This window comes from Phycobacter azelaicus, assembly GCF_014884385.1.
Classification (GTDB): Bacteria; Pseudomonadota; Alphaproteobacteria; order Rhodobacterales; family Rhodobacteraceae; genus Phycobacter; species Phycobacter azelaicus.
In genome coordinates this window covers 542,884-567,747 of the sequence record NZ_WKFH01000003.1, presented here as the reverse complement: position 1 = coordinate 567,747, position 24,864 = coordinate 542,884, and the positions used below count along the sequence as shown (strand labels likewise).

At 59.4% G+C, this 24,864-nt stretch carries 23 protein-coding genes; 10 read left to right on the top strand and 13 right to left on the bottom strand.

The genetic code is table 11. From position 1 onward, the window contains the following. Positions 1–177: 177 nt before the first annotated feature. From INS80_RS03775 to INS80_RS03755, 5 genes are all read left to right on the top strand, one after another. Positions 178–381: a hypothetical protein gene (locus tag INS80_RS03775; protein WP_192964340.1), complete on the top strand. Its 204-nt coding sequence runs from the start codon at positions 178–180 to the stop codon at positions 379–381. A 389-nt stretch (positions 382–770) separates the two neighbouring features. Further along, on the top strand, positions 771–1,442 hold the full coding sequence (pgsA, locus tag INS80_RS03770; protein WP_192964339.1) for a CDP-diacylglycerol--glycerol-3-phosphate 3-phosphatidyltransferase: 672 nt from the start codon (positions 771–773) through the stop codon (positions 1,440–1,442). Further along, on the top strand, positions 1,439–1,687 hold the full coding sequence (gene moaD, locus INS80_RS03765) for a molybdopterin converting factor subunit 1 (RefSeq protein ID WP_192967175.1): 249 nt from the start codon (positions 1,439–1,441) through the stop codon (positions 1,685–1,687). Before pgsA ends, moaD begins: the two co-directional genes overlap by 4 nt. A gap of 4 nt (positions 1,688–1,691) precedes the next feature. Further along, positions 1,692–2,138 carry a molybdenum cofactor biosynthesis protein MoaE gene (locus INS80_RS03760; RefSeq protein WP_192964338.1) on the top strand — a complete coding sequence of 149 codons (447 nt, stop codon included), beginning with the start codon at positions 1,692–1,694 and terminating at the stop codon, positions 2,136–2,138. 189 nt (positions 2,139–2,327) lie between these two features. Then, positions 2,328–4,271, top strand: a complete 1,944-nt coding sequence (locus INS80_RS03755) for an FAD-binding monooxygenase (protein ID WP_192964337.1) — start codon at positions 2,328–2,330, stop codon at positions 4,269–4,271. Here the strand turns inward: INS80_RS03755 and INS80_RS03750 are convergent. The 6 genes from INS80_RS03750 to INS80_RS03725 all read right to left on the bottom strand — a co-directional run bounded on the left by INS80_RS03750 (position 4,253) and on the right by INS80_RS03725 (position 10,771). Continuing rightward, positions 4,253–5,227 (bottom strand): ABC transporter ATP-binding protein, encoded by a 975-nt coding sequence (locus INS80_RS03750; protein ID WP_192964336.1) that lies wholly within the window; start codon positions 5,225–5,227, stop codon positions 4,253–4,255. The genes INS80_RS03755 and INS80_RS03750 overlap by 19 nt on opposite strands. Beyond that, on the bottom strand, positions 5,224–6,204 hold the full coding sequence (locus INS80_RS03745; RefSeq protein ID WP_192964335.1) for an ABC transporter ATP-binding protein: 981 nt from the start codon (positions 6,202–6,204) through the stop codon (positions 5,224–5,226). The genes INS80_RS03750 and INS80_RS03745 overlap by 4 nt, the downstream gene beginning before the upstream one ends. Next, positions 6,201–7,088 carry an ABC transporter permease gene (locus INS80_RS03740; protein WP_192964334.1) on the bottom strand — a complete coding sequence of 296 codons (888 nt, stop codon included), beginning with the start codon at positions 7,086–7,088 and terminating at the stop codon, positions 6,201–6,203. Before INS80_RS03740 ends, INS80_RS03745 begins: the two co-directional genes overlap by 4 nt. Continuing rightward, a complete protein-coding gene (locus INS80_RS03735; RefSeq protein WP_192964333.1) occupies positions 7,088–8,065 on the bottom strand; it encodes an ABC transporter permease in 978 nt (325 codons plus the stop codon). Before INS80_RS03735 ends, INS80_RS03740 begins: the two co-directional genes overlap by 1 nt. A gap of 77 nt (positions 8,066–8,142) precedes the next feature. Then, positions 8,143–9,699, bottom strand: a complete 1,557-nt coding sequence (locus INS80_RS03730; protein ID WP_192964332.1) for an ABC transporter substrate-binding protein — start codon at positions 9,697–9,699, stop codon at positions 8,143–8,145. A 112-nt stretch (positions 9,700–9,811) separates the two neighbouring features. Then, positions 9,812–10,771, bottom strand: a complete 960-nt coding sequence (locus tag INS80_RS03725; RefSeq protein ID WP_192964331.1) for a LysR substrate-binding domain-containing protein — start codon at positions 10,769–10,771, stop codon at positions 9,812–9,814. A gap of 139 nt (positions 10,772–10,910) precedes the next feature. Between INS80_RS03725 and INS80_RS03720 the strand changes: the two genes are divergently transcribed. From INS80_RS03720 to INS80_RS03705, 4 genes are read left to right on the top strand one after another with little or no spacing between them, the layout of a single operon-like run. Then, positions 10,911–12,497 (top strand): amidohydrolase, encoded by a 1,587-nt coding sequence (locus INS80_RS03720; protein ID WP_226892548.1) that lies wholly within the window; start codon positions 10,911–10,913, stop codon positions 12,495–12,497. A 4-nt stretch (positions 12,498–12,501) separates the two neighbouring features. Then, positions 12,502–13,419: a CobW family GTP-binding protein gene (locus INS80_RS03715; protein WP_192964329.1), complete on the top strand. Its 918-nt coding sequence runs from the start codon at positions 12,502–12,504 to the stop codon at positions 13,417–13,419. A gap of 59 nt (positions 13,420–13,478) precedes the next feature. Further along, the gene (locus tag INS80_RS03710; RefSeq protein WP_192964328.1) at positions 13,479–14,177 is read left to right on the top strand and encodes a phosphoribosyltransferase; all 699 of its coding nucleotides are present in this window, start codon (positions 13,479–13,481) and stop codon (positions 14,175–14,177) included. Continuing rightward, complete coding sequence (locus INS80_RS03705; RefSeq protein WP_192964327.1) at positions 14,170–16,602, top strand: Lon protease family protein; 2,433 nt, start codon at positions 14,170–14,172, stop codon at positions 16,600–16,602. The genes INS80_RS03710 and INS80_RS03705 overlap by 8 nt, the downstream gene beginning before the upstream one ends. 46 nt (positions 16,603–16,648) lie before the next feature. On the opposite strand, the gene INS80_RS03700 is transcribed toward INS80_RS03705, so the two are convergent. Further along, positions 16,649–18,049 carry a M20 family metallopeptidase gene (locus INS80_RS03700; RefSeq protein WP_192964326.1) on the bottom strand — a complete coding sequence of 467 codons (1,401 nt, stop codon included), beginning with the start codon at positions 18,047–18,049 and terminating at the stop codon, positions 16,649–16,651. 88 nt (positions 18,050–18,137) lie between these two features. Continuing rightward, entirely contained in the window at positions 18,138–18,575 is a 438-nt protein-coding gene (locus INS80_RS03695; protein ID WP_192964325.1) for a nuclear transport factor 2 family protein, read from the bottom strand. A gap of 263 nt (positions 18,576–18,838) precedes the next feature. On the opposite strand from INS80_RS03695, the gene INS80_RS03690 reads away from it, so the two are divergent. Further along, positions 18,839–20,494 (top strand): FAD-binding dehydrogenase, encoded by a 1,656-nt coding sequence (locus INS80_RS03690; protein WP_192964324.1) that lies wholly within the window; start codon positions 18,839–18,841, stop codon positions 20,492–20,494. A 13-nt stretch (positions 20,495–20,507) separates the two neighbouring features. Here the strand turns inward: INS80_RS03690 and INS80_RS03685 are convergent, their stop codons facing one another. The 5 genes from INS80_RS03685 to INS80_RS03665 all read right to left on the bottom strand — a co-directional run bounded on the left by INS80_RS03685 (position 20,508) and on the right by INS80_RS03665 (position 24,746). Next, entirely contained in the window at positions 20,508–21,158 is a 651-nt protein-coding gene (locus INS80_RS03685) for a TetR/AcrR family transcriptional regulator (RefSeq protein ID WP_192964323.1), read from the bottom strand. Beyond that, positions 21,155–22,186: a 2-dehydropantoate 2-reductase gene (locus INS80_RS03680; protein ID WP_192964322.1), complete on the bottom strand. Its 1,032-nt coding sequence runs from the start codon at positions 22,184–22,186 to the stop codon at positions 21,155–21,157. The genes INS80_RS03685 and INS80_RS03680 overlap by 4 nt, the downstream gene beginning before the upstream one ends. 184 nt (positions 22,187–22,370) lie before the next feature. Beyond that, complete coding sequence (locus tag INS80_RS03675; protein ID WP_192964321.1) at positions 22,371–23,033, bottom strand: GntR family transcriptional regulator; 663 nt, start codon at positions 23,031–23,033, stop codon at positions 22,371–22,373. A gap of 179 nt (positions 23,034–23,212) precedes the next feature. After that, a complete protein-coding gene (locus INS80_RS03670; protein WP_192964320.1) occupies positions 23,213–24,361 on the bottom strand; it encodes a M56 family metallopeptidase in 1,149 nt (382 codons plus the stop codon). Then, a complete protein-coding gene (locus INS80_RS03665; protein ID WP_192964319.1) occupies positions 24,351–24,746 on the bottom strand; it encodes a BlaI/MecI/CopY family transcriptional regulator in 396 nt (131 codons plus the stop codon). Before INS80_RS03665 ends, INS80_RS03670 begins: the two co-directional genes overlap by 11 nt. Between the last annotated feature and the right edge of the window lie 118 nt (positions 24,747–24,864).

The following is a 24,864-nucleotide window of genomic DNA, read 5'->3' as shown; positions in this document are numbered from 1 at the left end:
GCAAATCCTGTTGCCCTCCAGGACGGCGCCTTCCCTGCTGGTTCCCTCCTATGCCAATTTGATCACTGGGGCCTTCATGTTTGTGATAGGCTTTTCCTTTTCAGTCTTCCTGGGGCTTTCTTTTCATGCCCGGCTTGCAGGAGACGCGGCTATGCGAGGATCCCTGATGACCCTGTGATGCATCGTTACGACTGGCTGAACCCGGTGACCACCTTCCTGCGGGTGTTACCATCCTGTTCCTGGCAGCAAGAACACGGTTGGCTGTGGCTTCTTGGCGGCCCTGATATCGGCCCTCACCTGCGCCATGATCTGTGTGATTCTCTTGGGCATGCACATGCCAACCTCGCCAGCCTGATTGAAGGTGCGCTCTTGTTTGGGTGATTTTGGTCCAATCTGGGAGAGCTGTTTCGCCGCGCGTCTGGAGGCAGCGTTGTCAACCATTCCTTTGTTTTAACAAATATCGGGAGCTGTTGCAGGTCAAAGCGGCAGCGAACATCACTAAGGCATCGGTCGCACTCCCCCGATCACAGCCTGCTTTAGCACCGTTGATTGTGTTGCGCTGTTGTCGTTCGGGCTGTGTTTGCGCTGGTTCTAATGCGCGTCAGAGCGCAGTATCTTCCTTTCCAGATCAAAGAACACCGTCGAGACGGCGCAGAGATTAAGTGTGAATCGTGTTCCTCCGCCCCAGGATGCGAAGCCACGACCGGACGAGAAGCGAATTTTACACTGTCCTGCTTTCCACTTCTGAAACAGCGGGATAATGTGCCGCCATGATATGGACCTTGCCGAATATCCTGACTGTTGTGCGGCTGCTTGCTGCACCCGGTCTTGCCATCATGTTCCTCTACTTCCACCGCCCGCTCGCGGATTGGTTTGCGCTCTTGCTGTTCGTGGGGGCGGCTGTGACCGACTGGTTTGACGGCTATCTGGCCCGGGCCTGGAAGCAGGAAACCAAGATCGGTGCCATGCTGGATCCCATCGCAGACAAGGCCATGGTGGTGATCGCGCTGATGATCCTGGTCGGCTATGCGGCAGAACACTGGGCCCCCTGGCTGGTGCTGCCTGCGACGGTAATCCTGTTTCGCGAGGTCTTTGTGTCCGGCCTGCGGGAATACCTTGGCGACACGGCAGGCACGCTCAAGGTCACTCAACTGGCCAAGTGGAAGACCACAGCGCAGATGACGGCCATTGCCGCGCTGTTCTGTCAGGGTGTTTTTGAACACTATCTGGTGATGTCTTCTTTCGGGATGGATGATGCCCTGATTGAAGGCGTGTTATCCGGTACTGTTGAGGATACTGTCGGCCTGCGCTGGAAGTACGAGGGTATGGTCTGGACCGGTCGGGTTGGCCTGTGGCTCTTGTGGATTGCTGCGGCGTTGACGCTGATCACTGGCATTGACTATCTGAAAAAGGCCCTGCCTCATCTGAAGGAGACCCGCTGATGGACATTCTGTATTTCGCCTGGGTGCGCGAGCGGATCGGTCTGCCGCGTGAAACCCTTGATACTTCTGCCGCCACGGTGAGGGAACTGGTCGAGGAATTGCGCGCTCGTGAGCCACGCTATGAGGCGGCTTTTGCCGATGTTTCTGCGCTGCGCGTGGCGCTCGATCAGGAGCTTTCCGACTTCGATGCTTCCCTCAAGGGCGTGCGCGAGGTTGCCTTCTTTCCGCCCATGACCGGGGGCTAGGGCGATGCGGATCAAGGTTCAGGAGGCTCCATTCGATCTGGGAGCAGAGACCGAAGCCTTTGCCGATGCGGTCGATGGCGCAGGCGCGGTTGTCACCTTCACGGGTGTGGTCCGCGAGGCCGACACTGGCGCGATGGCCGCGATGGAGATTGAGCACTACCCCGGGATGACTCAAAAGGCGCTGGAGAAGATTGCCTCCGAGGCGATGACCCGCTGGGATCTGGCCGATGCGCTGGTGATCCATCGCCATGGACGGCTGGTTCCGGGTGATCGGATCATGATGGTCGCGACCGCTGCGCGCCACCGCAAGGACGCCTTTGAGGCGGCTGAATTCCTGATGGATTACCTCAAGTCCCGCGCCCCCTTTTGGAAGAAGGAAATCCTGAAAGGGGGAGAGGCGGAGTGGGTTGCCGCAAAGGACGCAGATGAGGATGCGCTCAAGCGGTGGTAAGCCTGCCTTTCGGGGTGCCTCATAAGAACCTGAAAAAGAATAATAAAGGGATGGTGCCTTGTCCGAATATAGGCGCTTGGAGGCGGCTTTGCGCCTATAAAAGTAAGTATGCATATGAATTTCTATTGACCCTGAGGTGCTGATTACATAAGTATGCTTATTAAATGGCGCGCCGCGGAGGGAGAACGCATGCAATATCATCTGAATGGTTTTCGCCCCGGTGATCCGGCAGTTTCACCAAAGGCAGGTCTGGCTGATGCAGGGACCTTGCCCGATGAGCTGGATGTTCTGATAGTCGGAAGCGGTCCAACCGGGCTTGTTCTGGCCAGCCAGCTTGCGGCATTCCCGGACATCCGCACTGGGATCGTAGAGCAGAAATCCAGCCCTCTTGAGATCGGTCAGGCGGATGGTATCGCCTGCCGCTCGATGGAGATGTTCGAAGCCTTCGGGTTCAGCGAAAAAGTTCTGAAAGAAGCCTATTGGGTCAATGAGACCACCTTCTGGCGCCCGGATGCAGAGGATCCGTCCAAGATCACCCGCAGCGGCCGCATCCAGGATACCGAAGACGGGCTGTCGGAGTTCCCCCATGTAATCCTCAACCAGGCACGGGTGCATGATTTTTTCCTGGAAACCATGCGCAATTCGCCGACCGGTTTGGAGCCCTGGTACAATCACCGCATCAAGGATCTGACTGTGGAGCAGGGCGCGGAGTATCCCGTCTCCGTCACTCTGGAACGCACCGATGAAGGCCATGAGGGTGAAACGCACGAACTCAGGGCCAAATATGTGGTGGGCTGCGATGGCGCGCGCAGCCGCGTGCGCGAGGCAATCGGGCGCAGGCTGACCGGGGATTCCGCCAATCAGGCCTGGGGCGTGATGGATGTGCTGGCCATCACCGACTTTCCTGATATCCGCATGAAGGCCACCGTGCATTCGGCGGAAGAGGGCAATCTCCTGGTGATCCCGCGCGAGGGCGGCTACATGGTGCGGCTCTATATCGAACTGGACAAGCTCAAGGCGGATGAACGGGTCGCCAGCCGCAACATCACCCTCGATAAACTGATCGCTGCGGCCCAGCGGATCCTTCATCCCTACACGCTGGACGTTAAAGAAACCGCATGGTGGTCGGTCTATGAGATCGGCCAGCGGCTGTGCGACAAATTCGACGATGTCCCGGCCGAGAATATCGACCATCAACTGCCGCATGTTTTCATCGCAGGCGATGCTTGTCACACCCACAGCCCCAAGGCGGGGCAGGGCATGAATGTCTCCATGCGTGACGGTTTCAATCTGGGCTGGAAACTGGCCGCCGTGCTGCGCGAACAGGCCGTGCCCGAAATACTGCACAGCTACTCTGCCGAGCGGCAGGGGGTGGCAAAGATGCTGATCGATTTCGACCGCGAATTTGCCCGCATGTTCAGCGCGAAACCCAAATCAGAGGACAACGAGGACGGGGTCGATCCCGAGGAGTTCCAGAAGTATTTTGTGCAGCACGGGCGGTTCACCGCGGGCACGGCTATTCAATACGCGCCCTCGGTTCTGATTGGTGAGGATACCCATCAGGCGCTGGCGACCGGTTTGCCGCTTGGCATGCGGTTCCACTCGGCACCGGTCATCCGGCTGCCTGACGCGCGCCCCATGCATCTGGGCCACGTGGTGCGGGCCGACGGGAGGTGGCGGCTCTTTGCCTTTGCGGGTGCAGATGATCGCGGCGGCGAAGGTGGCGCTCTTCATGCCTTGTGTCAGTTCCTGGAAACGAATGCCGCATCGCCGCTGCGTCGCTACACGCCAGCGGATGCCGACATCGACGCAGTCCTTGATCTGCGCGCAGTGCTGCAGCAGGACTTCCGCAGCCTGACACCGGGCGACATGCCTGAGCTGTTGCGTCCGCTCAAAGGCCGCTATGGCTTGCGCGATTATGAGAAGGTGTTCTGCCCGGATCTGAAATCAGGTCAGGACATCTTTGACATGCGCGGCATTGACCGCAAGCAAGGCTGCATGGTTCTGGTGCGCCCGGACCAGCATGTGGCCCAGGTGCTGCCGCTGGATGCCCATGAGCAACTCAGCCAATTCTTTGACGGCTTCATGATCCCGTGCAGTGATCTGCGCAGCGCTCAGGTGGCGGCAAAGTGACAGGCCACTTGGCTGGCACCGCAGGCCTTTAGAACCGGTTGCTCCTGGCGGCAGATCTCCTGCGCCATGGGGCAACGGTCAACGAAGGCGCAGCCCTTAGGCGGATTGATCGGACTGGGTGGATCGCCCGACAGTTTCAAGGGGCGCACGTAGCCCTTTGATTTCCGCCGTACCAGTGACGGCGCCGCCGCCAGCAGTGCCTGCGTGTAGGGATGTTTGGGACTGTCGAACAAATCCTCGCGACTGGCCTGCTCGACAATCTGCCCAAGGTACATCACCGCCACGTCGTCGCATAGGTGCCGCACCACGCCAAGGTCATGACTGATGAAGAGGTAGGAGAGTCCGAGTTCACGTTTCAGCCGTGCCAGCAGGTTCAGGATCTGCGCCTGAATGGCCACATCCAGCGCGCTGACCGGTTCGTCACAGACCAAAAGCTTGGGGTTGGTGGTCAGAGCGCGTGCGATGGATATCCTTTGCCGCTGCCCGCCAGAAAACTGATGCGGAAAGAGGTTCAGTTGATCGGGGCGCAAGCCGACCAGTTCGAACAGTTCCTTCACCCGCTCAAGACGGCTGGCGGCGTCGCCAATACCCATCAGGTCCATCGGCTCACGGACGATATCGACCACCCGGGCGCGCGGGTTGAGCGAGGAATAGGGATCCTGAAAGATCAGCTGAATATCCCGCCGCCGCGCCCGCATGGCCTCGTCATCAAGCGGGAGAAGATCTTCGCCTTCGAACAGGATCTCGCCGCCCGCAGCAGGAACCAGCCGGATCGTTGCCATGGCCGCGGTGGTCTTGCCCGACCCGCTTTCGCCGACAATGCCAAGGGCGCGGCCTTTCTCCAGTGTGAATGAGACACCGCGAACCGCCTCGAGGAAGGGGTGCGGCGCAAAGAGCGAGGGTTTGGGGAGGGCAAAGCGGACCTTCAGGTTCCGCACGTCCAAGAGCGCGCTCATATCCGGCCCTCCTCGACCGCGTGACAGGCCGCGGGGTGGTGCCCATGGGCGATCAATCGCGGCTGTTCGGTGTCACAGCGCATCTGTCGGTGGCTGCAGCGGTCGGCAAAGGCGCAGCCCGCGCCGAGCAGGTGCAAGGGCGGCACCACACCAGGTATTTCCGCAAGGGTATCCTGCATTTCACCTTTGCCGAGTGCCGGAATGCACGAGATCAGTCCACGGGAGTAAGGGTGTTGCGGATAGTCCAGCACGTCGTCGGCGCGGGCTTCCTCGATTACGCGGCCCGCATACATCACCGCGACGCGGTCCGCCATTTCACTGATCGCGCCCATGTCGTGGGTGATCAGAATAATTGCAGAGCCGAAATCGCGCTGGATCTCGTTCAAAAGGTCAAAGATCTGGGCCTGCACGGTCACGTCCAGCGCCGTGGTGGGCTCATCTGCGATAAGTACCTTGGGGCGACAGCTGACGGCCATGGCAATCATCACCCGCTGGCGCATGCCACCCGAAAGCTGGTGTGGATAGTCCCGCGCGCGGGTGTCGGGTGACGGAATGCCGACTCGGTCGAGCAGGGCAATGGCATCGCGGAAGGCCTGATCGCGGCTCACATTCTGGTGCAGCATGATCGCCTCGGCGATCTGATCCCCGACGGTGAAGACCGGGTTGGGCGAGGTCATCGGCTCCTGAAAGATCATCGCCATTTCTGCGCCGCGCAGTTCCCGCATGCGGGCCTCGCTGGCCCGGGTCAGATCCTCGCCATTCAGCCGGATGGCGCCACCGGCGATGCGGCCCGGTGGCGTGGGGATCAAACCCATGACCGACAGGGCGGTGATGGACTTGCCACAGCCGCTTTCGCCGACCACGCCCAGTGTCTCGCCCTCTCGTACCTGCATGGAAATGCCATCCAGCGCTGTCACCTCGCCGTAGCGGGTGTTGAAGGTGACCCGCAGGTCCTCGATCTGCAAGAGATGGGTCATCGTTCCCTCAGTTTCGGGTTGAAGGCATCGTTCAGCCCGTCTCCGATCAGGCTCACGGCAAAGACGGTGAAGAAGATGGCCAGCCCCGGAAAGGTCACCGGCCACCAGGCATCGAGGATGTACTCCCGGTTGGCGCCGATCATCAGGCCCCAGCTCATCACGTTGGGATCGCCAAGACCAAGGAAGCTGAGACCCGCTTCGAACAGGATGGCGACGCCGACGGTGAGCGTGGCGGAGACGATCAGCGGTGGCAGGGCGTTGGGCAGGATCACGGTCCAGATAATCCGCTTGTCCTTTGCGCCGATGGCGCGGGCGGCGGTCACATATTCGAGGTTCTTGATCTTCATGAACTCGGCCCGTGTCAGGCGCGCGGTCTGCGGCCAGCTGACCACTCCGATGGCAAAGGCGATGGTGAACAGGCTTGGCGACAGCAACGTCACCAGCACCATGGCGAACAAAAGCGCAGGCAGCACCTGGAAGAACTCGGTCACCCGCATCAACAGATTGTCGACCCAGCCGCCATAGTATCCGGACAAGGCGCCCATGGCGATCCCGATCACCATGGTGATCGCGGCCGCCACGGCGCCTACGGCAAGGGTTGGCCCTCCGCCGGTCAGCATGCCCGCGATGATATCGCGGCCAAGGTAGTCGGTTCCGAGTGGGAACTCGGGCGCTACGCCGGGTGGCTCATGCGGGGCCCAGACGATATCGAAGGGATCGCCACTGTAAAAGAAGGTGCCATATAGCGTGGCCAGGATGATGACCGTCAGCAGGACCACCCCGACCAGGGCCGGGATATTGCGACGGAACATGCGCCAGGCTTCCAGGGCGGGGCTTTCGGCCTTGTAGGCGGTCACTTGCTGCGGTGAGATTTCGTTGGTCATCAGCCTTTGCCCCTTAATCGCGGATCGGCGAGCCGGTAGCTCATGTCTGTCAGGATGTTTGCGATCACCACCATGGCGCTGGCAAAGAACAGAACGCCCATTATGGTCGGATAGTCGCGCCGCAGGATGGAATCAAAGGCCAGTCGCCCCATGCCCGGCCAGTTGAAGACCGTTTCGACGAGCAGTGCGCCCGAGATGAGGTTGCCAAATTGCAGCCCCGCGACCGTCAGTATCGGCAATGCCGCATTGCGCAGGGCGTGCTTGAACAGGATGGAGCGCTCTGAGGCGCCTTTGGCCTTGGCGGTACGTATGTAGTCAGACCCCAGAACCTCGAGCATTGAGGCGCGCGACAGCCGCGCGTATTGCGCCAGGTAGATGATCGCAAGCGTAAAGGCTGGCAGGATCAGGTGGTGGAGGATATCCAGCATCTGCACAAACAGGTTCGCATCACGCAGTTTCACCGATTGCATGCCTTCGACAGGAAAGATCGGCAGGACGCTGGCGAAGAGGATGATCAGCATAATGCCGGTCCAGAACACAGGCACCGCATAGCCGATGGTGGCAAAGATCGACACGAAGGCGCTCATCACCCCGTTCGGTTTGCGCGCCGCCAGGACCCCCAGAAAGACGCCGATCGCTATTGAGAGCACCTGCGCAGTGACCACCAAAAGGATGGTCGGCAGGATGCGCTGGGCGATCAGGGTGGCGACGGGCTGGTTGAAGAAGAAGCTCTCGCCAAGGTCCCCGGTCGCCACATTGCCAACATAGATCCCGAGCTGCACGATCAGAGGTTTGTTGAGGCCGTATTCCTCGCGGATGCTCTCCAGCATCTCCTCGGTTGCGCCGCCCATCTCTCCGGCGATGACCACGGCCGGATCTCCTGGAGCGAGCCGGATCAGCAGGAAGTTCAGCACCACGACGCCCAGCATCAAAAGCAGCCCGTAGCCGATCCGCCGTATTAAAAATGAAGCCTTCATTAAGTGGTCCAGATCAAAGGGAAAAGCCGGGCGCCAGAATGGCGGCGCCCGTCGTGTTTGGGTATAGGATCACACGTTCACTCGCCCCATGAGACCGTATCCAGCGGATGCATTGAGCCCCAGATGCCGGTGGGTACATTCTGCAGCTTTGCATCATAGGCGGTGTGGTAGGGCAGGGCGTTGATCCAGTAGACCGGCAGGTCTGTGGCCACGATCTGCTGGAATTCGGAGTAAAGCGCCTTGCGCTTTTCCGGGTCGATCTCAATGGCTGCCGCATTCAGCAGCGTGTCCACCTTGTCATTGGCGTATTGCTGGGTGTTCGACCAGATCACGCCCTGACGGATATTGTCGCTGAGGTAGGTGCGGTGCACGCCGATCACCGGATCGCCCCAGTTGAACACGATATCCATGGACAGTTCAAAGTCATGCCCGCCAACGCGCCCCGCCCAGGTCGGGAAATCCGGCGCGGCGCGCACGGTCACGTCGATGCCGATCTTTTTGAGTTGCGACTTCATGTATTCGGCAATGGATTGCTGCTGCTCCTTGGGGCCGGGAATGTAGTCGATGGTCAACTCCATGCCATCGGCAAAGCCCGCCTCGGCCATCAGCGCCTTCGCCTTGTCTAGATCGGTGTCATAGGCGGGGATGCTTGCATCAAAGAACGGAGAGCCTTCGATGATTGGTCCGCGCTGGGGGGCGGAAACGCCCCGGTGGAGTGCCTTGGTGATAAAGTTACGATCCACCGCATAGGCGATGGCCTGACGCACGCGCACATCGCTGAGCTTCGGAGAGGCGGTGTTGAACGCCAGCCAGTTGATCGGGCCCACGGCGGCATAGCCATCAGCGGTGACGGTCAGGTGATCGGCCTTTTCCAGACGGCGGATTTCCTGGCTGCCGGCCATGAAGGGGTACATGTCCGCTTCGCTATTTTCCATCGCGATCAACAGGGCTGACGGGTCCTTGATGATGCGGACGATGATCTCATCCAGCTTGGGGCGCCCTTCGAGGAAGAAATTCGGGTTCTTCTTGAGGACAATCGCCTCTCCCGGTTTGAACTCTTCCAGCATGAACGGGCCAGAGCCTACCGGGGTTGCGTTCATAGGGTGGGACTTGATGTCCTGCCCATCGTCGAACACATGCTTGGGCAGAACCGGCGCCAGCGCCGGGGACAGCGCCAACAAAAGCGCCGGGTGTGGGCTGCTTAGGTTGATCACGACCGTGTGCGCATCTGGAGTGTTGATGCTTTCCACCGGGGCGAACATGGATTTGAACGGGTGGTTCGCCTTGGTGGTCATGATGGAATAGGCGACGTCTTCCGATGTCACGGCTTCCCCATCATGGAAGGTGGCGTTATCAACGAGGTTAAGCGTGACGGTCAGGCCGTCGGGTGAGACTTCCCAGCTTTTGGCGAGATAGGGCTGCGGCTCCCAGTTCTCGTCATAGCGCAGCGGCGAGGCAAAGATCTGGGTTGAGGGAACGGCGGTTGCGATGCCTGACTGCACCGCGCCGTTCAGGTGGCGGGGCACCTGGGTTGAGGCGATGACCAGCGTACCGCCGTCTGCAAAGGCGGGCAGGGCGGTAGAGGACAGTGCGGCAAAAGCCGCCGCGCCAAAGAGGCGTGACATGAGTTTCATCTGGATCTCCCTGATCGTATTTTTGCTATTACGATCAGGCTAGTCCTGCCGCTTACCCGCAGAAAACAGTCTTTTACAGGGGTGAAAGTACTATTTTTTGGGGGAATGGGGGCTAGGGGAATAGATGTGCGGGTTTTTCGGGGGCCTGCGGTTTGGAGAAGAGAAGGTCGTCGAAATCCCCTCGTTCTGCGACCTCGCGGCAGGATTCCAGAACCGATTTCACGATGGCAGATTTTTGTGATGCGGCTGTGTAGGCTACCCCATATTGTGGGGAATCCAGCTCTCCCTTGATCATGCGCGCCACGTAGCCGCTTTGTCCGACGCGGTCATTCGGGCCGCAGATGTTCATCAGCGCATAGCCGTAGTTTGCCGCCACCAGACCGCGCAGCACCGATAAACTTTTGGTGGTGTGGGCAATATGCGGGCGCAGCCCGCGCACTTCGAACAAGCTGCAAAAATAGGCACGCGTGCCCGGCAGGTCCAAGAGGATCATGGGCAGTTCGGCCAGATCCTGCAGGTCGACCTCTTGTTTCTTCGCCAATGGAGAGACGTCGGGAATCAGCGCAATCGGGGTTGCGCGGAACATAGGGACAAAGGGTTGCGCTTCGGGTGTAATGCGCCGGTAGGTGAGGGCTACATCAATCGCGCCCGAGCTCAGAAGGTCCGATATCGACTGCATGTCGCCCTCTTTCAGCTCAATTCGGATCGAAGGGTAGTCCTCTGAGATTCGCTTTAGGATTGGCGGCAGCACATAAGGCGCCGTCGGAGCATAACACCCCATGCGCAGAGTTCCGGCCACATCTCCCGTCAGGGACATCAGATCGGATTCAAAGACCCGTGTTTGCTCCAGAAACGCTTGGATGCGCTCGCCCACCGCGAGACCGCTGCTGGTTGGAACAATGCCGCGCGCGGGCAGGCGTCGCAGCAGCTCGGCGCCGGTTGTCTCCTCGATCATGTCGATGGCCGCCGTGATCGAGGATTGCGAGATATTCATCTCCACCGCCGCCCGCGCGATGGAACCTGTTCTGAGGGCCGCATCGAAATAGCGCAGCTGTTTAAGAGTGAAATGCATGAACATTCCCGCATTCTATAAGGGATACCTTGACAGTAATTACATTTTTCCACTGTTCAAAGCTTGGATATCCCAAAAGGGCAACTAAAGGTGCCCCATGTCAAAAATCACTGTTTTCAAAGCAAAAAAAATTATCACTATGGATCCGAACCGGTCTGAGGCCTCGCATGTGGCGGTTCAAGATGGCATGATTTTGGCCGTTGGCGATGCAGATTGCGCGTTGCAGTGGGGCGGGGGCGAGGTCGATGACCGGCTCAAAGACGCGGTCCTGATGCCAGGTTTCGTCGAAGGTCACGCCCACATGATGTCCGGTGCGATGTGGAATTACGCCTATGCCGGATACCATGATCGCATCGATCCGAACGGCAAGATGTGGCGGGGTATGACCGACATCGGTGCGGTTGTTTCTGGTCTGAAAGACTATGCTGCACATCTGCCCGAGGATGCGCCGCTGATTGCCTGGGGATTTGACCCCATTTTCCTGCCCAGCGAACGGTTGAAACGGGGCCATCTGGATGAGATCAGCCAGGACCGGCCCATCGCGGTGATCTTTTCCAACTTTCACCTGATGTGTGTGAATTCCAGGGCGCTAGAAATGGCCGGATATGGTCGCGAAACCAATGCGGAAGGGGTGGTGAAAGGACCCGATGGTCTACCTACCGGAGAGCTGCAGGAAATGGCGGCCATGTTTCCGGTGATGCGCCGCCTCGGCATAGATTTCCGCAGCCTTGCCCAACAGGCGCAATCGATCCGCACCTATGCGGAGGTGGCCAAGCGGGCCGGAGTGACCACGATTACGGATCTCTTTTCCACCATGGAGGACAGCGATCTTGAGGTGATGCTGGAGGTCACAGGAGACGAGAAATTCCCGCTGCGCATCGTGCCTGCGCTGGGCGCCATGGGCGCTGCTCCCGACCAGATCGCTGCGCGCGCCAAGGCCCTGCGCGCCCGTTCTACCGACAAGCTGCGCCTTGGGGCGGTGAAGCTGATGACCGACGGATCGATCCAGGGCTGGACTGCCCGTGTGAAATGGCCCGGCTATGTAGGCGGGCAGCCCAACGGGATCTGGAACACCGCCCCGGATCAGATCTATGCCTTGTGCGAAGCCATGCAGCGCGCGGGCGTGCAGATGCATATCCACGCCAATGGGGACGAGGCGTCTGAAGTGTCGATTGCCGCGATTGAAGCCGCCTTGCGCGTGGCGCCGGGGCAAGGGCACCGGCATGTCTTGCAGCATTGCCAGATGATGGGGCGTGACCAGTTCGAACGCTGCGCTGAATTGGGGATTTGCGCTAATATCTTTGCCAACCATTTCTGGTATTTCGGCGATCAGCATGCGGCCGCCACCATTGGCGAAGATCGCGCCACGCGCATGGATGCCTGCCGTACGGCTCTTGATGCGGGCGTCCACATGACGATCCACTCGGACTCCCCGGTGACCCCGCTGGCGCCCCTGTTTACCGCCTGGTGCGCGGTCAACCGCCAGACCATGAGCGGGCGCACCCTCGGCGCGGCGCAATGCATCTCGGTCGAAGAGGCCCTGCATGCGATTACTCTGGGAGCGGCTTATACTCTGCGATTGGATCACGAGATCGGCAGTATTGAGACGGGCAAGAAAGCGGATTTTGCCATTCTGGGCGACGACCCCAGGGCGGTTGACCCGGCTGCGATCAAGGACGTGCCGGTTCTGGGCACGGTCTTTGGTGGTCGGGTCCATCTGGTCTGAGCTGATGGTTGAAGACACACGCCTGCCAATGACCGTGATCGGTGGCTATCTCGGCGCCGGGAAAACAACGCTGATCAACCGCCTTTTGGCCGCGCCGCATGGAGCGCGGTTGATGGTGCTGGTCAATGACTTTGGTGCCATCAACATCGATGCGGAACTGTTGCACAGCGCGGATGAGGACACGCTGACGCTCACCAATGGGTGCGTTTGTTGCACCATGGGAGCAGATCTTTTCATGGCCATCGGGGACGTGCTCGACCGGGTTCCGCGCCCCGATCATCTGATCATCGAGGCAAGCGGTATTGCCGATCCGGCCAAGATCGCAAATGCCGCCGTGACCGAGCCAGAGCTGCGCTATGGCGGCATTGTGACAGTTGTCGACGCTGAAACCTATCCCGCGCTCTCCCGCGATCCGCATATCGGATCGCAGATCCGCGATCAGGTGGCCTGCGCCGATCTTCTGCTGGTTAGCAAGGCAGAAAGCATACCAGACGCGCTGGCTCTCAGCCTGACGGCTGGCAACAGGGGAGCGCAGATCTTGTCCACCGATGCCGAACAGGTTGGAGAGTTGCTGCTGTATTTGTCCGCGCAGAGCAAAGCGGGCCTGCCATCGGTGACGTCTCACCCCAACTACATGAACTGGCATTTCAGCGGCGACATCGTCATTGACCGCGGGAAGATGGAATGGGCCATGCAGACACGGCCTGTGGGTCTGTTCCGGGTCAAGGGTTTTGTGATCGACGGGGCGGGAGAAGGCTGGCTGGTCCAGGTTGTCGGGCAGAATATCGGCCTCTCGCGGGCGCAAGTCACGGGGGCGACCCATCTTGTGGGCATTGGCCTCGCAAGCCTTGTTTCGGTAGAGAAGTGTGAGGACTGGTGGGCGGCTGCTTGCGGTATTGAGGTCGATCAAGGAGTCTCCTGATCCCATGGGTTAAGTCTGGTGCGTCCCGTCTGGGATGACGGCCGAAGGGAGGGTGCGAGATGATCTTTCAGGATCGTAGCGAAGCGGGCAAGGCGCTGGCTGCTGCGCTTGCGGCCAAAGAGTACGATTCGCCCGTGATACTGGCTTTGCCGCGTGGTGGTGTCCCTGTCGCGATTGAGGTGTCACGTGCGTTGAAGGCGCCAATGGATCTGATCATGGTCCGCAAGATCGGCGCGCCGGGTCAACCCGAACTGGCGGTGGCTGCCGTCGTCAATGGAGACGATCCGCAGATAGTCGTAAATGAGGCGATCGCCCGTTCCTTCAGGCTGTCGCGGGCGGAAATTGAAGAAATGTCAAAACCTCGGCTGGGGGAAATCTGGCGCCGGAGGGAACTTTATCTCAAGGGACGCAGACGGCTTCTGCTTGAGGGGCGCACGGTGATCGTGATTGACGATGGCATTGCGACCGGTGCGACCGTGCGTGCGTCGCTTAGCGCGGTGCGCGCGCGCGGGCCTGCCAAGCTGGTTCTGGCTGTGCCCATCGCAGCACCGGACGTGGCGCAGGAGCTTGCGGACGAGGTTGACGAGTTTATCTGCCTCCACCGGCCCACACCGTTTGGTGCCATTGGCCGTTTCTACGCCGATTTTCCGCAGACGCCGGATTCAGAGGTCATAGCGGCATTGGATGAGGCGGAGACTGTTGCGGAGGACGCGCTGGACAACGCCCAGATCAACCGACCAAGGACACTCCATGACTGACACGGCCTTGTCACCTGACGCGCTTCGGCGGACCTGTGATCCGGCAGAGCTTGCGTTCAATACCACCGCGGACCTTGATCCGCTTGAGGGCCAATTGGGTCAGGCGCGGGGGATGGAAGCAATCCGGCTTTCTGCCCAGATGAAGCATCGACGGTTCAACCTTTATGTGCAGGGTCCGCGCGGCAGCGGGCGAAAGGCGGCTGTCTTGCGTGTGCTGGAGGAAGAGGCCGCCAGCCGTCCGGTTCCCAAGGACTGGGTCTATGTGCAAAACTTTGATGACGCGGATCAGCCCAACGCAATCTGCCTGCCGCGCGGGCAGGGGCCGCTTTTGCGCAGTGCCATGGCGCGTCTTCTGGAGGAACTGGCCAATCACATTCCTGCGCTGTTGGTGTCTGAAGACTACCAGAACAAGCGAATGGCGCTGGAACAGGAGTTCAACGCCCGCCGGGAAAAGACCTTTGACGCCCTGCGCCAGAAAGCCGAAGCCCAGAATGTCGCGATCCTCAGCACGCCCATGGGGTTTTCGCTGGCAGCCAAGCGGGATGAAGAGATCCTGAAGCCGGAGGCAATCGAAAAACTGCCCGAGGAAGAGCGCGCACAGATCCGCGCGGCAGTCTCTGAGATTCAGGCCGATCTTGAGGACTTTCTGCTTGATCAGCCCGAACATGAGCGTCAGCAGCGCGATGCGCTGACCCACCTCAATGCCGATATGGCGCGGATTGCCGTGGATGCCGCCGTGGATCGGGCTTGTCGTGGGTTCGTAGAAATCGACGAGCTTGCCCCCTATTTCCGGGCGCTGCGCGACGATCTGGTGTCCCATGCGGATCTGTTCCTTTCGCTGGAACTCGGGCGCTCAAAAGATCCGTTTCCGGCCGGTTTGGCCGCGCTGCGCGAGGATCCGCGCTTCCATCGTTACCATGTCAATGTGGTCGTCACCCACGACCCCAAAGGTACCACCGCGCCTGTGGTTGAGGAGAGCTTGCCGACCCTTGCCAACCTCACCGGCCAGATCGACTACATGGCGATGCAGGGCGTGTTGGTTACCGATTTCACTCAGATTAAGCCGGGCGCATTGCATCGGGCCAACGGCGGTTTCCTGGTACTGGATGCGCGACGTGTCCTTGGTGAGCCCCTTGCTTGGGATGCGCTGAAACGCTGCCTTGAGACCGAAGCCGTGCATGTCATCACGCCGGGTGAGCGCTTGGGGCTTATTTCCACCACCACGATGAAGCCCGAGCCGATCCCTCTGGATGTGAGGGTGGTGCTGGTCGGGGATCGCATGCTGCATATGCTGCTGGCAGAGTTTGATCCTGATTTTGAAAAGTTCTTTCGGGTCACGGCGGATTTCGGCCCCGACATGGTGCGCGGCGACGAGAGCGTCACGCTTTTTGCCCAGAGAGTTGCCGCTCTGGTACGTGATGAGGGTTTGCGACAGGTTACGGCAGACGGGGTCGCGGCCCTCGTTGATGCGGCCACCCGGCTGGCTGCGGATCAGGAAAAACTGAGCCTCAGGATCGAAACGCTTTGGGATATCCTGCGCGAGGGCAACCACCGGGCCCGCAAGGAAAAGGCCCCCGCGATCACGGCAGAGCATGTCACCGGCGCGATCAAAGCCGCCGAGGAACGCCGCGGGCTGATCCGCGACCGAGTGCACGAGATGATCCGACGGGGTACCATCATGATCTCGACCCAGGGCAGCGAGGTTGGTCAGATAAATGGGCTGACAGTTTCCGCGCTTGGCGATGAGAGCTTCGGCGCCCCGGTGCGGATCACCGCGCGGGTCCGCGTTGGTGGGGGACGCGTGGTCGACATCGAACGCGAAGCCAAGATGGGCGGCCCGATCCATTCGAAAGCAGTCTTGATCCTCTCTGGCTATCTGGCTGCTCGTTATGTGCCTCAAACGCCCCTGTCGCTTTGGGCGAGCCTTGTCTTCGAACAAAGCTATGGAGGGGTCGAAGGCGACAGCGCCTCGCTGGCGGAGCTTTGCGCTCTGATGTCGGCACTGGCGGAGGTTCCGATTTCCCAGTCCTTTGCGGTGACCGGATCGGTCAACCAGATGGGCGACGTGCGGGCCATCGGCGGCGTCAATGAAAAGATCGAAGGCTTCTTCGAGGTCTGCAAGGCCCAAGGCCTGACGGGGCGCCAGGGTGTGCTAATCCCGCGTGCGAATGTGCCCAACCTGATGCTGACGCCCGAAGTCGTTGACGCCGTGCGCGCAGGCCAATTCCAGATCCACGCAGTGTCCCATGTGGACCAGGCCATCGAGCAACTTACGGGCTTACCTGCAGGGGTGCGTGACCTTCATGGTGAATTCGAGGACGGCTCTATCAACGGTAATATCGAGGTCAAGCTGCTGGAGTTTGCCCATACCCGTGCGACGATGGGCCATTCCAAGGATTCCTCGGGGACGGGAGAGGAGGTTTAGGAACAGCAAGGGGTGCTCAATTCGCCCTTTGTTGTTCAAGCTTTTGTTAGGGCTTCTCCGCCCCTGCCAGATCCCAGAACAGGCCCGCCATCAGCCTTAATGCATCGCGGCACAGGGGCTTCAGGACGTGTTCGTTGGGCGCGTGCTGAGAGCAGCCGCGATAGGAATGCGGGACCCAAACCGTGGGCAGGCCCAGGATATCGGCAAAACAGTCGTTTGGCAGCGATCCTGCAAGGTTGGGCAGGATATGCGGGGTTTTGCCTGCAGTGCGGGTCAGCGACTGGGACACAAGCGCCACCCAGGGGTGGTCCGGGTCCAGACGGGTGGCCTTGAAGGGACCACCTTTGTCCGGCACGATTTCGATGCTTTCAAAGCCATGCCGATCCAGGTGCCTGCGAAGTGCCGGGAGGATATCGTCGGGATCCGTGCCCACCACGTAACGCAGCTGGCAGGTGGCTTTGGCCCGCCCCGAGATTGCATTGACGGGGGCCTCGGGCACACCACTCGACATTGCCAGAACCGCAAAGGAGTTCCAGCCGAATGCACGCTCGGCCGGTGTCAGGCTTTCCTCGCCCCAGTCAGGGTCCACTTTGGGTCCGCTTTCTCCTTCGATCGGCAATCCCTTAAGCGCTGCGCGAACTTTGTCTGTCAGGCTGTCGGGGCGCCATTCGGGGATCTGGATCTGGCCGCGCCGATCGCAGATGCTGGCGAGGGCATGGGAAAGGATCATTGCAGGGTCTGCCAGCAAGCCGCCCCAGTTGCCTGAGTGATGCGCCCCTTCGCGCAGATCGAGGACCAGGTCGAAATTCACGCCACCGCGCGAGCCCATGAACATCGTTGGCGTTTCCGGTTGCAGACGCGGCCCGTCTGATGCGATCAGAACGTCCGCCTGCAGGAGGTCCCTGTGGCTGCGAAAGAACTCAGCGAGGCCGGCGGAGCCTGTTTCTTCGGACATTTCGATCACGATGCGAACGTTGAAGCCAAGATGCCCGCGTTCGAAAAGAACCACCTCAAGCGCAGCGATATTGATCAGGTGCTGGCCCTTATTGTCGGCTGTGCCGCGGCCATAAAGGCGGTCGCCGTCCTCGGTCAATGTAAAGGGGGCCAGACCCTCGCGCCATTGCTCGGCCTGTCCACGCACCACATCGCCGTGACCGTACGTGAGAATGGTGGTCAAGGCGGGATCCTCAATCCGCTCTCCGACCAGAATTGGACCACCACCCGATACCGGATTTTCAAAAATCTCGCAGGTGAAGCCAGCAGCCTCCAGCCGAGGACGGGTTGCGCATTCGAGATAACGTGTCAGCTCGGAGCCATTGTCCGGTTTCTGGCTCTCGGTCGGGTATGTGATCCAGTCGGCCAGCTCACTTTGAAAGGTTCCACCGTCAAAATAGGCTTCTGCGCGGGCAATGGCGCCAGTTCGGCTGGGGCGGGATGTATCGCTCATTTGATCAGAAGGCCTTTGCATATGTCTTGTTGAAAGTCGTGGCGGGCAAGCGCTGGGGAATACATGCGACAAGCAGTGACAGGATTTTTTACTTCCAGTCCAGTTCCGCCCCGGTGAGGGCCACCAGCAGGGTGTCTTCAGGCATCTGGCCCAAACCCTCGAACATCTTGATATAATTCAGGTTGGAGTGAACTTCCGTGATCTTTCCGTCTGTGATGCGAAAGACCATCTGCCCGTCAAAGTCAAACGGAGGGCGGTGTGGATGATCCTTCACGGCCACGGTGAAACAGGTAATCACCCAATCACCCAACTCTTCGAGCACGGTAAAGGTCAGTTCTGGCGGGCATTGAAACAGGGCCTTCAGGGCTGAGACGATATCTGTCGATCTGAAATCCTTGCCCGCAACATCCGATACGGGACCGGTTGCGGTCGTATCCGGTGAGAACATGTCGTCCAGGATTTTGTCGTTGTCTTTACTCCATACTTCTTCCACCCAAAAGCGCACGAGTTCCGTTTTTCTGGTCACTGCATTCCACCCGTTTAAAAAGTCTTGCTGACTGTAAGTCGGGCCGGCTGCGCCCGTCGAGAGGGTAGTTCCGGTTCGTTCAATCTGTGCCTGAAATGTCGAAAAAACACTCTGGGCTGACCTTTGGTCCTTCTGGGCAGCTTGGTGCGTGGATGGTAGGTTTCAGTCGCGGCGGCGGGCGGGCTGTCCACGCCGATGAGGAGGAGGACCCCGTTTGCCGCGCCGCCAAAGGGGCTGCGCGTGATGGGCTGTGGAGGACAACCATGCAAGACGCTGATATTATCATCGTGGGAGGCGGTCTGGCCGGACTTGTAGCGGCGGCCGAACTTGGCGATCGCGGCAAAAGCGTCATTATCGTCGATCAGGAGCCGGAATGTTTTTTGGGTGGTCAAGCTTTCTGGTCGCTGGGTGGGCTTTTGATGATTGACAGTCCCGAGCAGCGCCGCATGGGCATCCGGGACAGCCGAGAGCTTGCTTACTCTGACTGGATGGGCAGCGCTGGTTTTGACCGGCCCGAGGATCACTGGCCGCGCAAATGGGCCGAGAGCTATATTGACTTTGCCGCCGGAGAGATGCGCCCTTGGCTTCACGACATGGGTATGCGTTGGTTTCCCATCGTGGGTTGGGCAGAGCGTGGGGGATCCTTCGCTTCTGGCCATGGCAACTCGGTGCCGCGGTTCCATTTGACCTGGGGCGTGGGACCAGGGACGCAGGAACCTTTTGAACAGCGCGTGCGAGAACATGAAAAATCGGGGCGGATCAAATTGAAGTTCCGTCATCGCTGCTCGCATCTGTTGATGGAAAACGGAGCCTGCAAGGGGATAAGCGGAGAAATCCTTGCTGAGGATCACAGTGCCCGTGGTCACAAGACCAACCGGGATATCGTGGGGGATTTCGAGTTGCGGGCGCACAGCGTTGTCGTCGCTTCTGGCGGGATTGGCGGTAACCTTGATCTGGTTCGCAAAGCCTGGCCCGCTGGCCGACTTGGCCCTGCACCGAAGGAAATGATCTCGGGGGTGCCTGCCCATGTGGATGGTCGCATGGTGGCCATTACGCAAGATGCTGGGGGGCATGTAATCAATGCCGACCGCATGTGGCACTACACCGAAGGTGTGAAGAACTGGGACCCGATCTGGCCAAACCACGGTATCCGTATCCTGCCGGGGCCATCTTCGATGTGGTTCGATGCGACCGGCAACCGTTTTGCCCCACCTGCCATGCCTGGATTTGACAGTCTTGGCACCCTCAAGGCCATTCTGGCGACGGGCTATGATTACTCTTGGTTCATCACCACCCAGAAGATCATCAAGAAGGAATTCGCCCTTTCCGGCTCCGAGCAAAATCCCGATCTGGCCTCCAAAAGCTGGAAGGAGGTGCTGAAGCAGCGGCTTTTGAACAAGAAGGCGACGCCCAACGTCGAGGCCTTCAAAGAGCATGGAGAGAATTTCGTCGTGGCAGACAGGTTGGAGGATCTGGTGACCAAGATGAATGCATTGGAGGGCAACAGCCTTTTGGACGTGGAGAAGATCCGCGCCGAGATCACGGCACGCGATGTACAGATTGCCAACCCCTTCTCTAAAGATGCGCAGATGATGGCCATCCACGCTGCGCGCAATTATCGCGGAGACAAGTTGATGCGTACGGCCAAACCGCACCGCATTCTGGATCCGGAGAACGGGCCGCTCATCGGGGTGAAGCTCAACATCATCACACGCAAAACGCTTGGCGGATTACAGACCGATTTGAACGGACAACTGATTGATGCCCACGGCAATCGCATTCCAGGTCTGTTCGCAGCAGGTGAGGTCGCCGGTTTTGGTGGTGGCGGCTACCACGGTTACAATGCGCTCGAAGGAACTTTCCTTGGCGGGTGCATCTTCTCCGGGCGCCGGGTGGGGCGGTCGGATATGATTGCTTGATGTTGGCCTGTCATCAGTCGCTCAGGTAGTTGGAAAGGTAGGACGTCAGAACCGTCAGAGTTTCCTTGGCAAAGGTGTCGGCTTGATAGCGGCTGGGTTGGGCCGCGATCAGGTCTTCCATCGTGACAGCAATCTGCAGGACGGTTTGCGCAACAACTCTTGGGTCGCCTCCTTGGAACCCATCCAACCCCTGACGCCAGCGCATCTCCAGAAAGTCCGTGACATACTCACGTTCGTGATCCTCGGCGGCGACCGCTGGCCGCTGCGAGACAAAATGCATGAGCAGCGGTGGATAGTGGGGATTGTTCTGGATGTGGTCCCGTTGCGCCAGGATGATCTGGCGCACCCTGTCTCTCCAGCCGGGCCAAGTATCGCTGTTGTCAGCAATGTCCACAATCTTGTCACGGAGTTGCTGCGCGCTTTGCAGGTAAAGCTCGTAAAGAACATGGCTCACATCGGAGAAATAGCGGTAGATCGAACTGACCGGGATCCCGGCTTCTTTCGCGATCATGGTTGTGGTGATCGCACTGGGCTGGTTTTCGGTCAGAAGCTGTGCGGTGGCGTTCAGGATCAGGTGAATTCGCACTACGGCGCGGGCCTGCTTGGGGGTTTCACGCGTTTTCATAGGGCCAAAATTCAGACTGGGCAGGAGGCTAACGGTCATGTGATCCCCAGCTGGTTGAGAAGGGCATGCGCGGACCAGACCTGCGATGGAGGGCCGACGGCCTCCGCTTGGCGGATCAAGTCGGAAATGGCTGTGTTATAAGGCGCGGCTGTGTCAGAGCGCTCAGCCAGACGCAGGATCTCATTGGTGAGCGTCTCGATCTCTGTTGGGCGCCCTGCCGCGAGATCGGCTGCCATGGACGTCATGGAGTTTATGTCCAGTCTTTGGATCTTGAGCAGTGTGTTGTTGAATAAGGCGTTGGGCAGCAAGAGCAGACGGTGAACAAACCGCGGCGACAACGGGCCGACCTTTTGCCAGTCAATCCGGGCTGCATCGTAGACGCTAAGCGCTTCGCGCAGCACTTCGGCATAGACGCGCCGATAGGCCCTTTGACAGAGCATTGTGTGAAGTGGCAGCCCGCTCAACGCATTGATCGGGTTGATCAGATTGAGCAGCAGCTTGCCGTACTGCAGCGGCTTGAGATCGCCGTGCAACTGGATAGGGACTCCAGTCCCAGCAACCATGCCTTGCAGTGCCTCGCTGGTCCTGCAGCGCTGCAAGGCCAGCTCACCGGTGCTGGAGCGGTGCAGATGATTGCCAGACTTCCACACCACGTTCAAGGGCACCATGCCGGCAACCACTTCATGGTTCGGCAATGCTTCCCGCAAATGGTCTACCGGAGAGACGCCATTGAGCAATGAGACAATGGTAGCTCCTTCCGAAGCGTTCCCACGGATCTGCTCGATGGATTCCTGCAAGCCCGTTGATTTGTGCGCCAGCAGGATAAGGTCTGCATCTGCAAGGGTTGCTGGGCTGTCTTGTAGGTCCAGCATCGACAGTGGGGTTTCCAGCGTCTGCCCGCCCGTTACCCTGAGTGGCCCAGGTGTCAGTGTCTCCCAGGTCGCCGCGCGCCCGATCAGTGTGAGTTTTATACCAGCCGCATGACAGACAGATGCCCAATGCGTGCCAACAAAGCAGCCAATGGCGCCTGCTCCAAGGATCGCAACTTTACGGGGCAGCGTGCTCAACCGACTGTTCTCCGAAGGGGCCCAACCCGCGCATGGGATGCTCGAATCCCTGGTTGGGAGATGACGACGGCACAGCGTTCTCGGCCATCCCGCAACGGAAGGTCTACACAGGAACCGTGAAATCAGAAAGACATTTCCAAGATTGGTTCACGATAGATTTGCGATCTGTGGTCGCAATGTGACGTCACCGGAGCGAGGCAATATTTTCCATCAGAATGTCGCAGGCATCCAAAATATGCCGCCGGGTCAGCTCCGCGGCCTGCGCAGCATTGCCGTCGTTACATGCATTCCAGATCGCCATATGCTCTTCATGAGCGCGTTTCATGCCGTTTGAAAGAACCAACTGGGTCCGCAGATAGCGGTCGACCCTGTCCATGGCATTGTCGATTATGTCGAGATGATATTGCAGACCGCTGGCTTGATAGAGCTCTGAGTGGAAATCCCGGTTCAACCGCCCCCAAGTCATCGGATCGTCCGACGCGGAGAAAGCCTCAAGGCACTCTTTGGCCCGCTGCAAGGTTTCTTGCGACATCTGGGGAACGGCCCGGCGGATGACTTCTGGCTCGATCAGCGCGCGGAAGTCAAAGATTTCATGAGCTTCATCCGCGGATAGTCCGGCGACGACGGCCCCTTTGTAGCGTTGTGTTTTGACCAGGCCCTGTTCTTCGAGGCGTGAAATGGCCTCTCGGACGGGAATCCGGCTGGTGTTGAACATCCCGGCGATTTCATCCTGACGAAGGGGTTCACCTTCCTTCAGGTCCCCTTCGATAATCGCCTTGCGCAGCGCTTCAAAAACGATTGAAGAGGCTGAGGCGGTTTTGGATATGTCTACGGGATTGAGCTTCATTCGGCTTGGGTCCTCCATACAGCCTTGATAGGGGCTTTTTCCCAATCTGCAAAGCTTTGGTGGGCTGGATGTGCCACCGGATCGACCCAACCGCGTAGTTGGTCGCTTGGCGGTTGAACCGTTTCCATGCGGATCGAAACGAAAACCGGTCTGATCGGAGCAACCTGATTTCGGCCAGATCACTGGCTGGAGGCTGCAAAGCTGCCAGATAGAGCGCTGAGTGACATGGGCTGAGTTGCAGAAGTGCGGGTTGCCATACGTTCAAGATTGACGATGGTCGATAGCATGATCCGGTCATGGCTCCAGTCTGCAGGGCGTTGGAGCAGCAAAGCGGTCGTCATGACGGAGGCAACCAGCAGACTGGATACAATAGCCCACCCGAGGGTGTTGTCTGAGTTTGGCTGCGCGGCGGTCACGGCATGCAGCCTGCGAACGAGGGCGGACGAGCCGCGTCTGGTCTCCCGGCGATCCGCCAGCGCAACGGTCGGGCTTCGGCGGGCAAACAGAACCGGATCTCTGGAAGCGTTGGCGCAAGCCCGGATCAGGCATTCGCAATAGCCGCGCAGATCAAAGCTCGGACGGCTCATAAGGGCCTGATCGCAGGCGAATTCGCGGAGCTGCCGGACTTCGCGGCGCCATAGAAAGAAGGCCGGGTTCCAGAACAGAAGTGGGCGCAGCGCGCTCAGCAGGAATTCGCACTCGATATCGCGCTGCCGGAAATGCTGCAATTCATGGGCGACCGACAGGCGCAGATCCTTTGGGTGTTCCAGAAGGGATGTGGGCAGGACGACATAGCGTGCCCAAATGCCGCGCGTGGAATAGGCTACGCGCGGCTCATCCGACAAAAGCAGTTGCGTGCGGCCGATCCGCTTCCAGAGGAAGGCCTGTGTCAGGCTTTTCCGAAGTCTTAGGACAGACAGCCCCAGCTGCAAGGAACAGATTAGACCGCCTGCGGCAAAGCCGACCACCAGCAGCCGCGCCCAGGGGGCTTGGCCGTTCAGAATGGTGCGCACAACGTCTTCGCGCAGACCCAGAAGGTCTTCGAACCGAACCGCGCTCATACCAACGTTGCCTTGCAGGTATTGCGCCACCAAGAGGTCGGAGAGATTGGGGGAAGGGTGGATCAAAACAGTTGTCAGGGCCAGAACCAGAAGCGGTGACAGGGCCAGCAAAACCGTTACTGCATTCAGCAATCGAAGTTGTGGCCGGTAGGCTTTGCCAAGGCGCGTGCGCGCGAGCCCGCTGCGCAAGGCAAGCCATAGCATGGCTCCCGCAAGCAGCAGGATGTTCAGATCAATATAGGCATTCAGCAGAGCATCAGTTTGCATTGTCCCCCAGCCTTTCCTCCAGAAGCGCCCGCATTTCCTCGAGCATTTCGTCGGTCACGTCCTCATCATCGACGAGCCGGGCGACAAGTGCTGCCGGCGCTCCGTTGAAGAGTTTGCTCGAAAGGTTTTTCAGCGAGGTTTTCTGATACTCTGCCTTGGGAACGGCGGGGCGATAGACCAAGGAACGGTCGGCCCGCTCGCTGGTCAGAAAACCCTTTTGCTCCATTATCTTTAGGACCGTTGCAACCGAGGTATAAGCGCGCTCCTGAACCTTGTTCAGCTCTGCAAGAATATCCCGCACGGTGCCGCCCCCGGTTTCCCAGATCACGGTCATGAACTCGAGTTCGACCTCGGTCAGAAGCGATTTGTCCTGTTTCTTTCGCATGAGCGCTGATGCCTGGTCCTTTTGGGTCATCGTCTCATGCTAGGCAAAGCGAGGCGGGTTGAAAACTACTTTTTTAGAAGTTGCGCTGGGGTCGCGTGGCTGTTGTCAAATTGTGCGC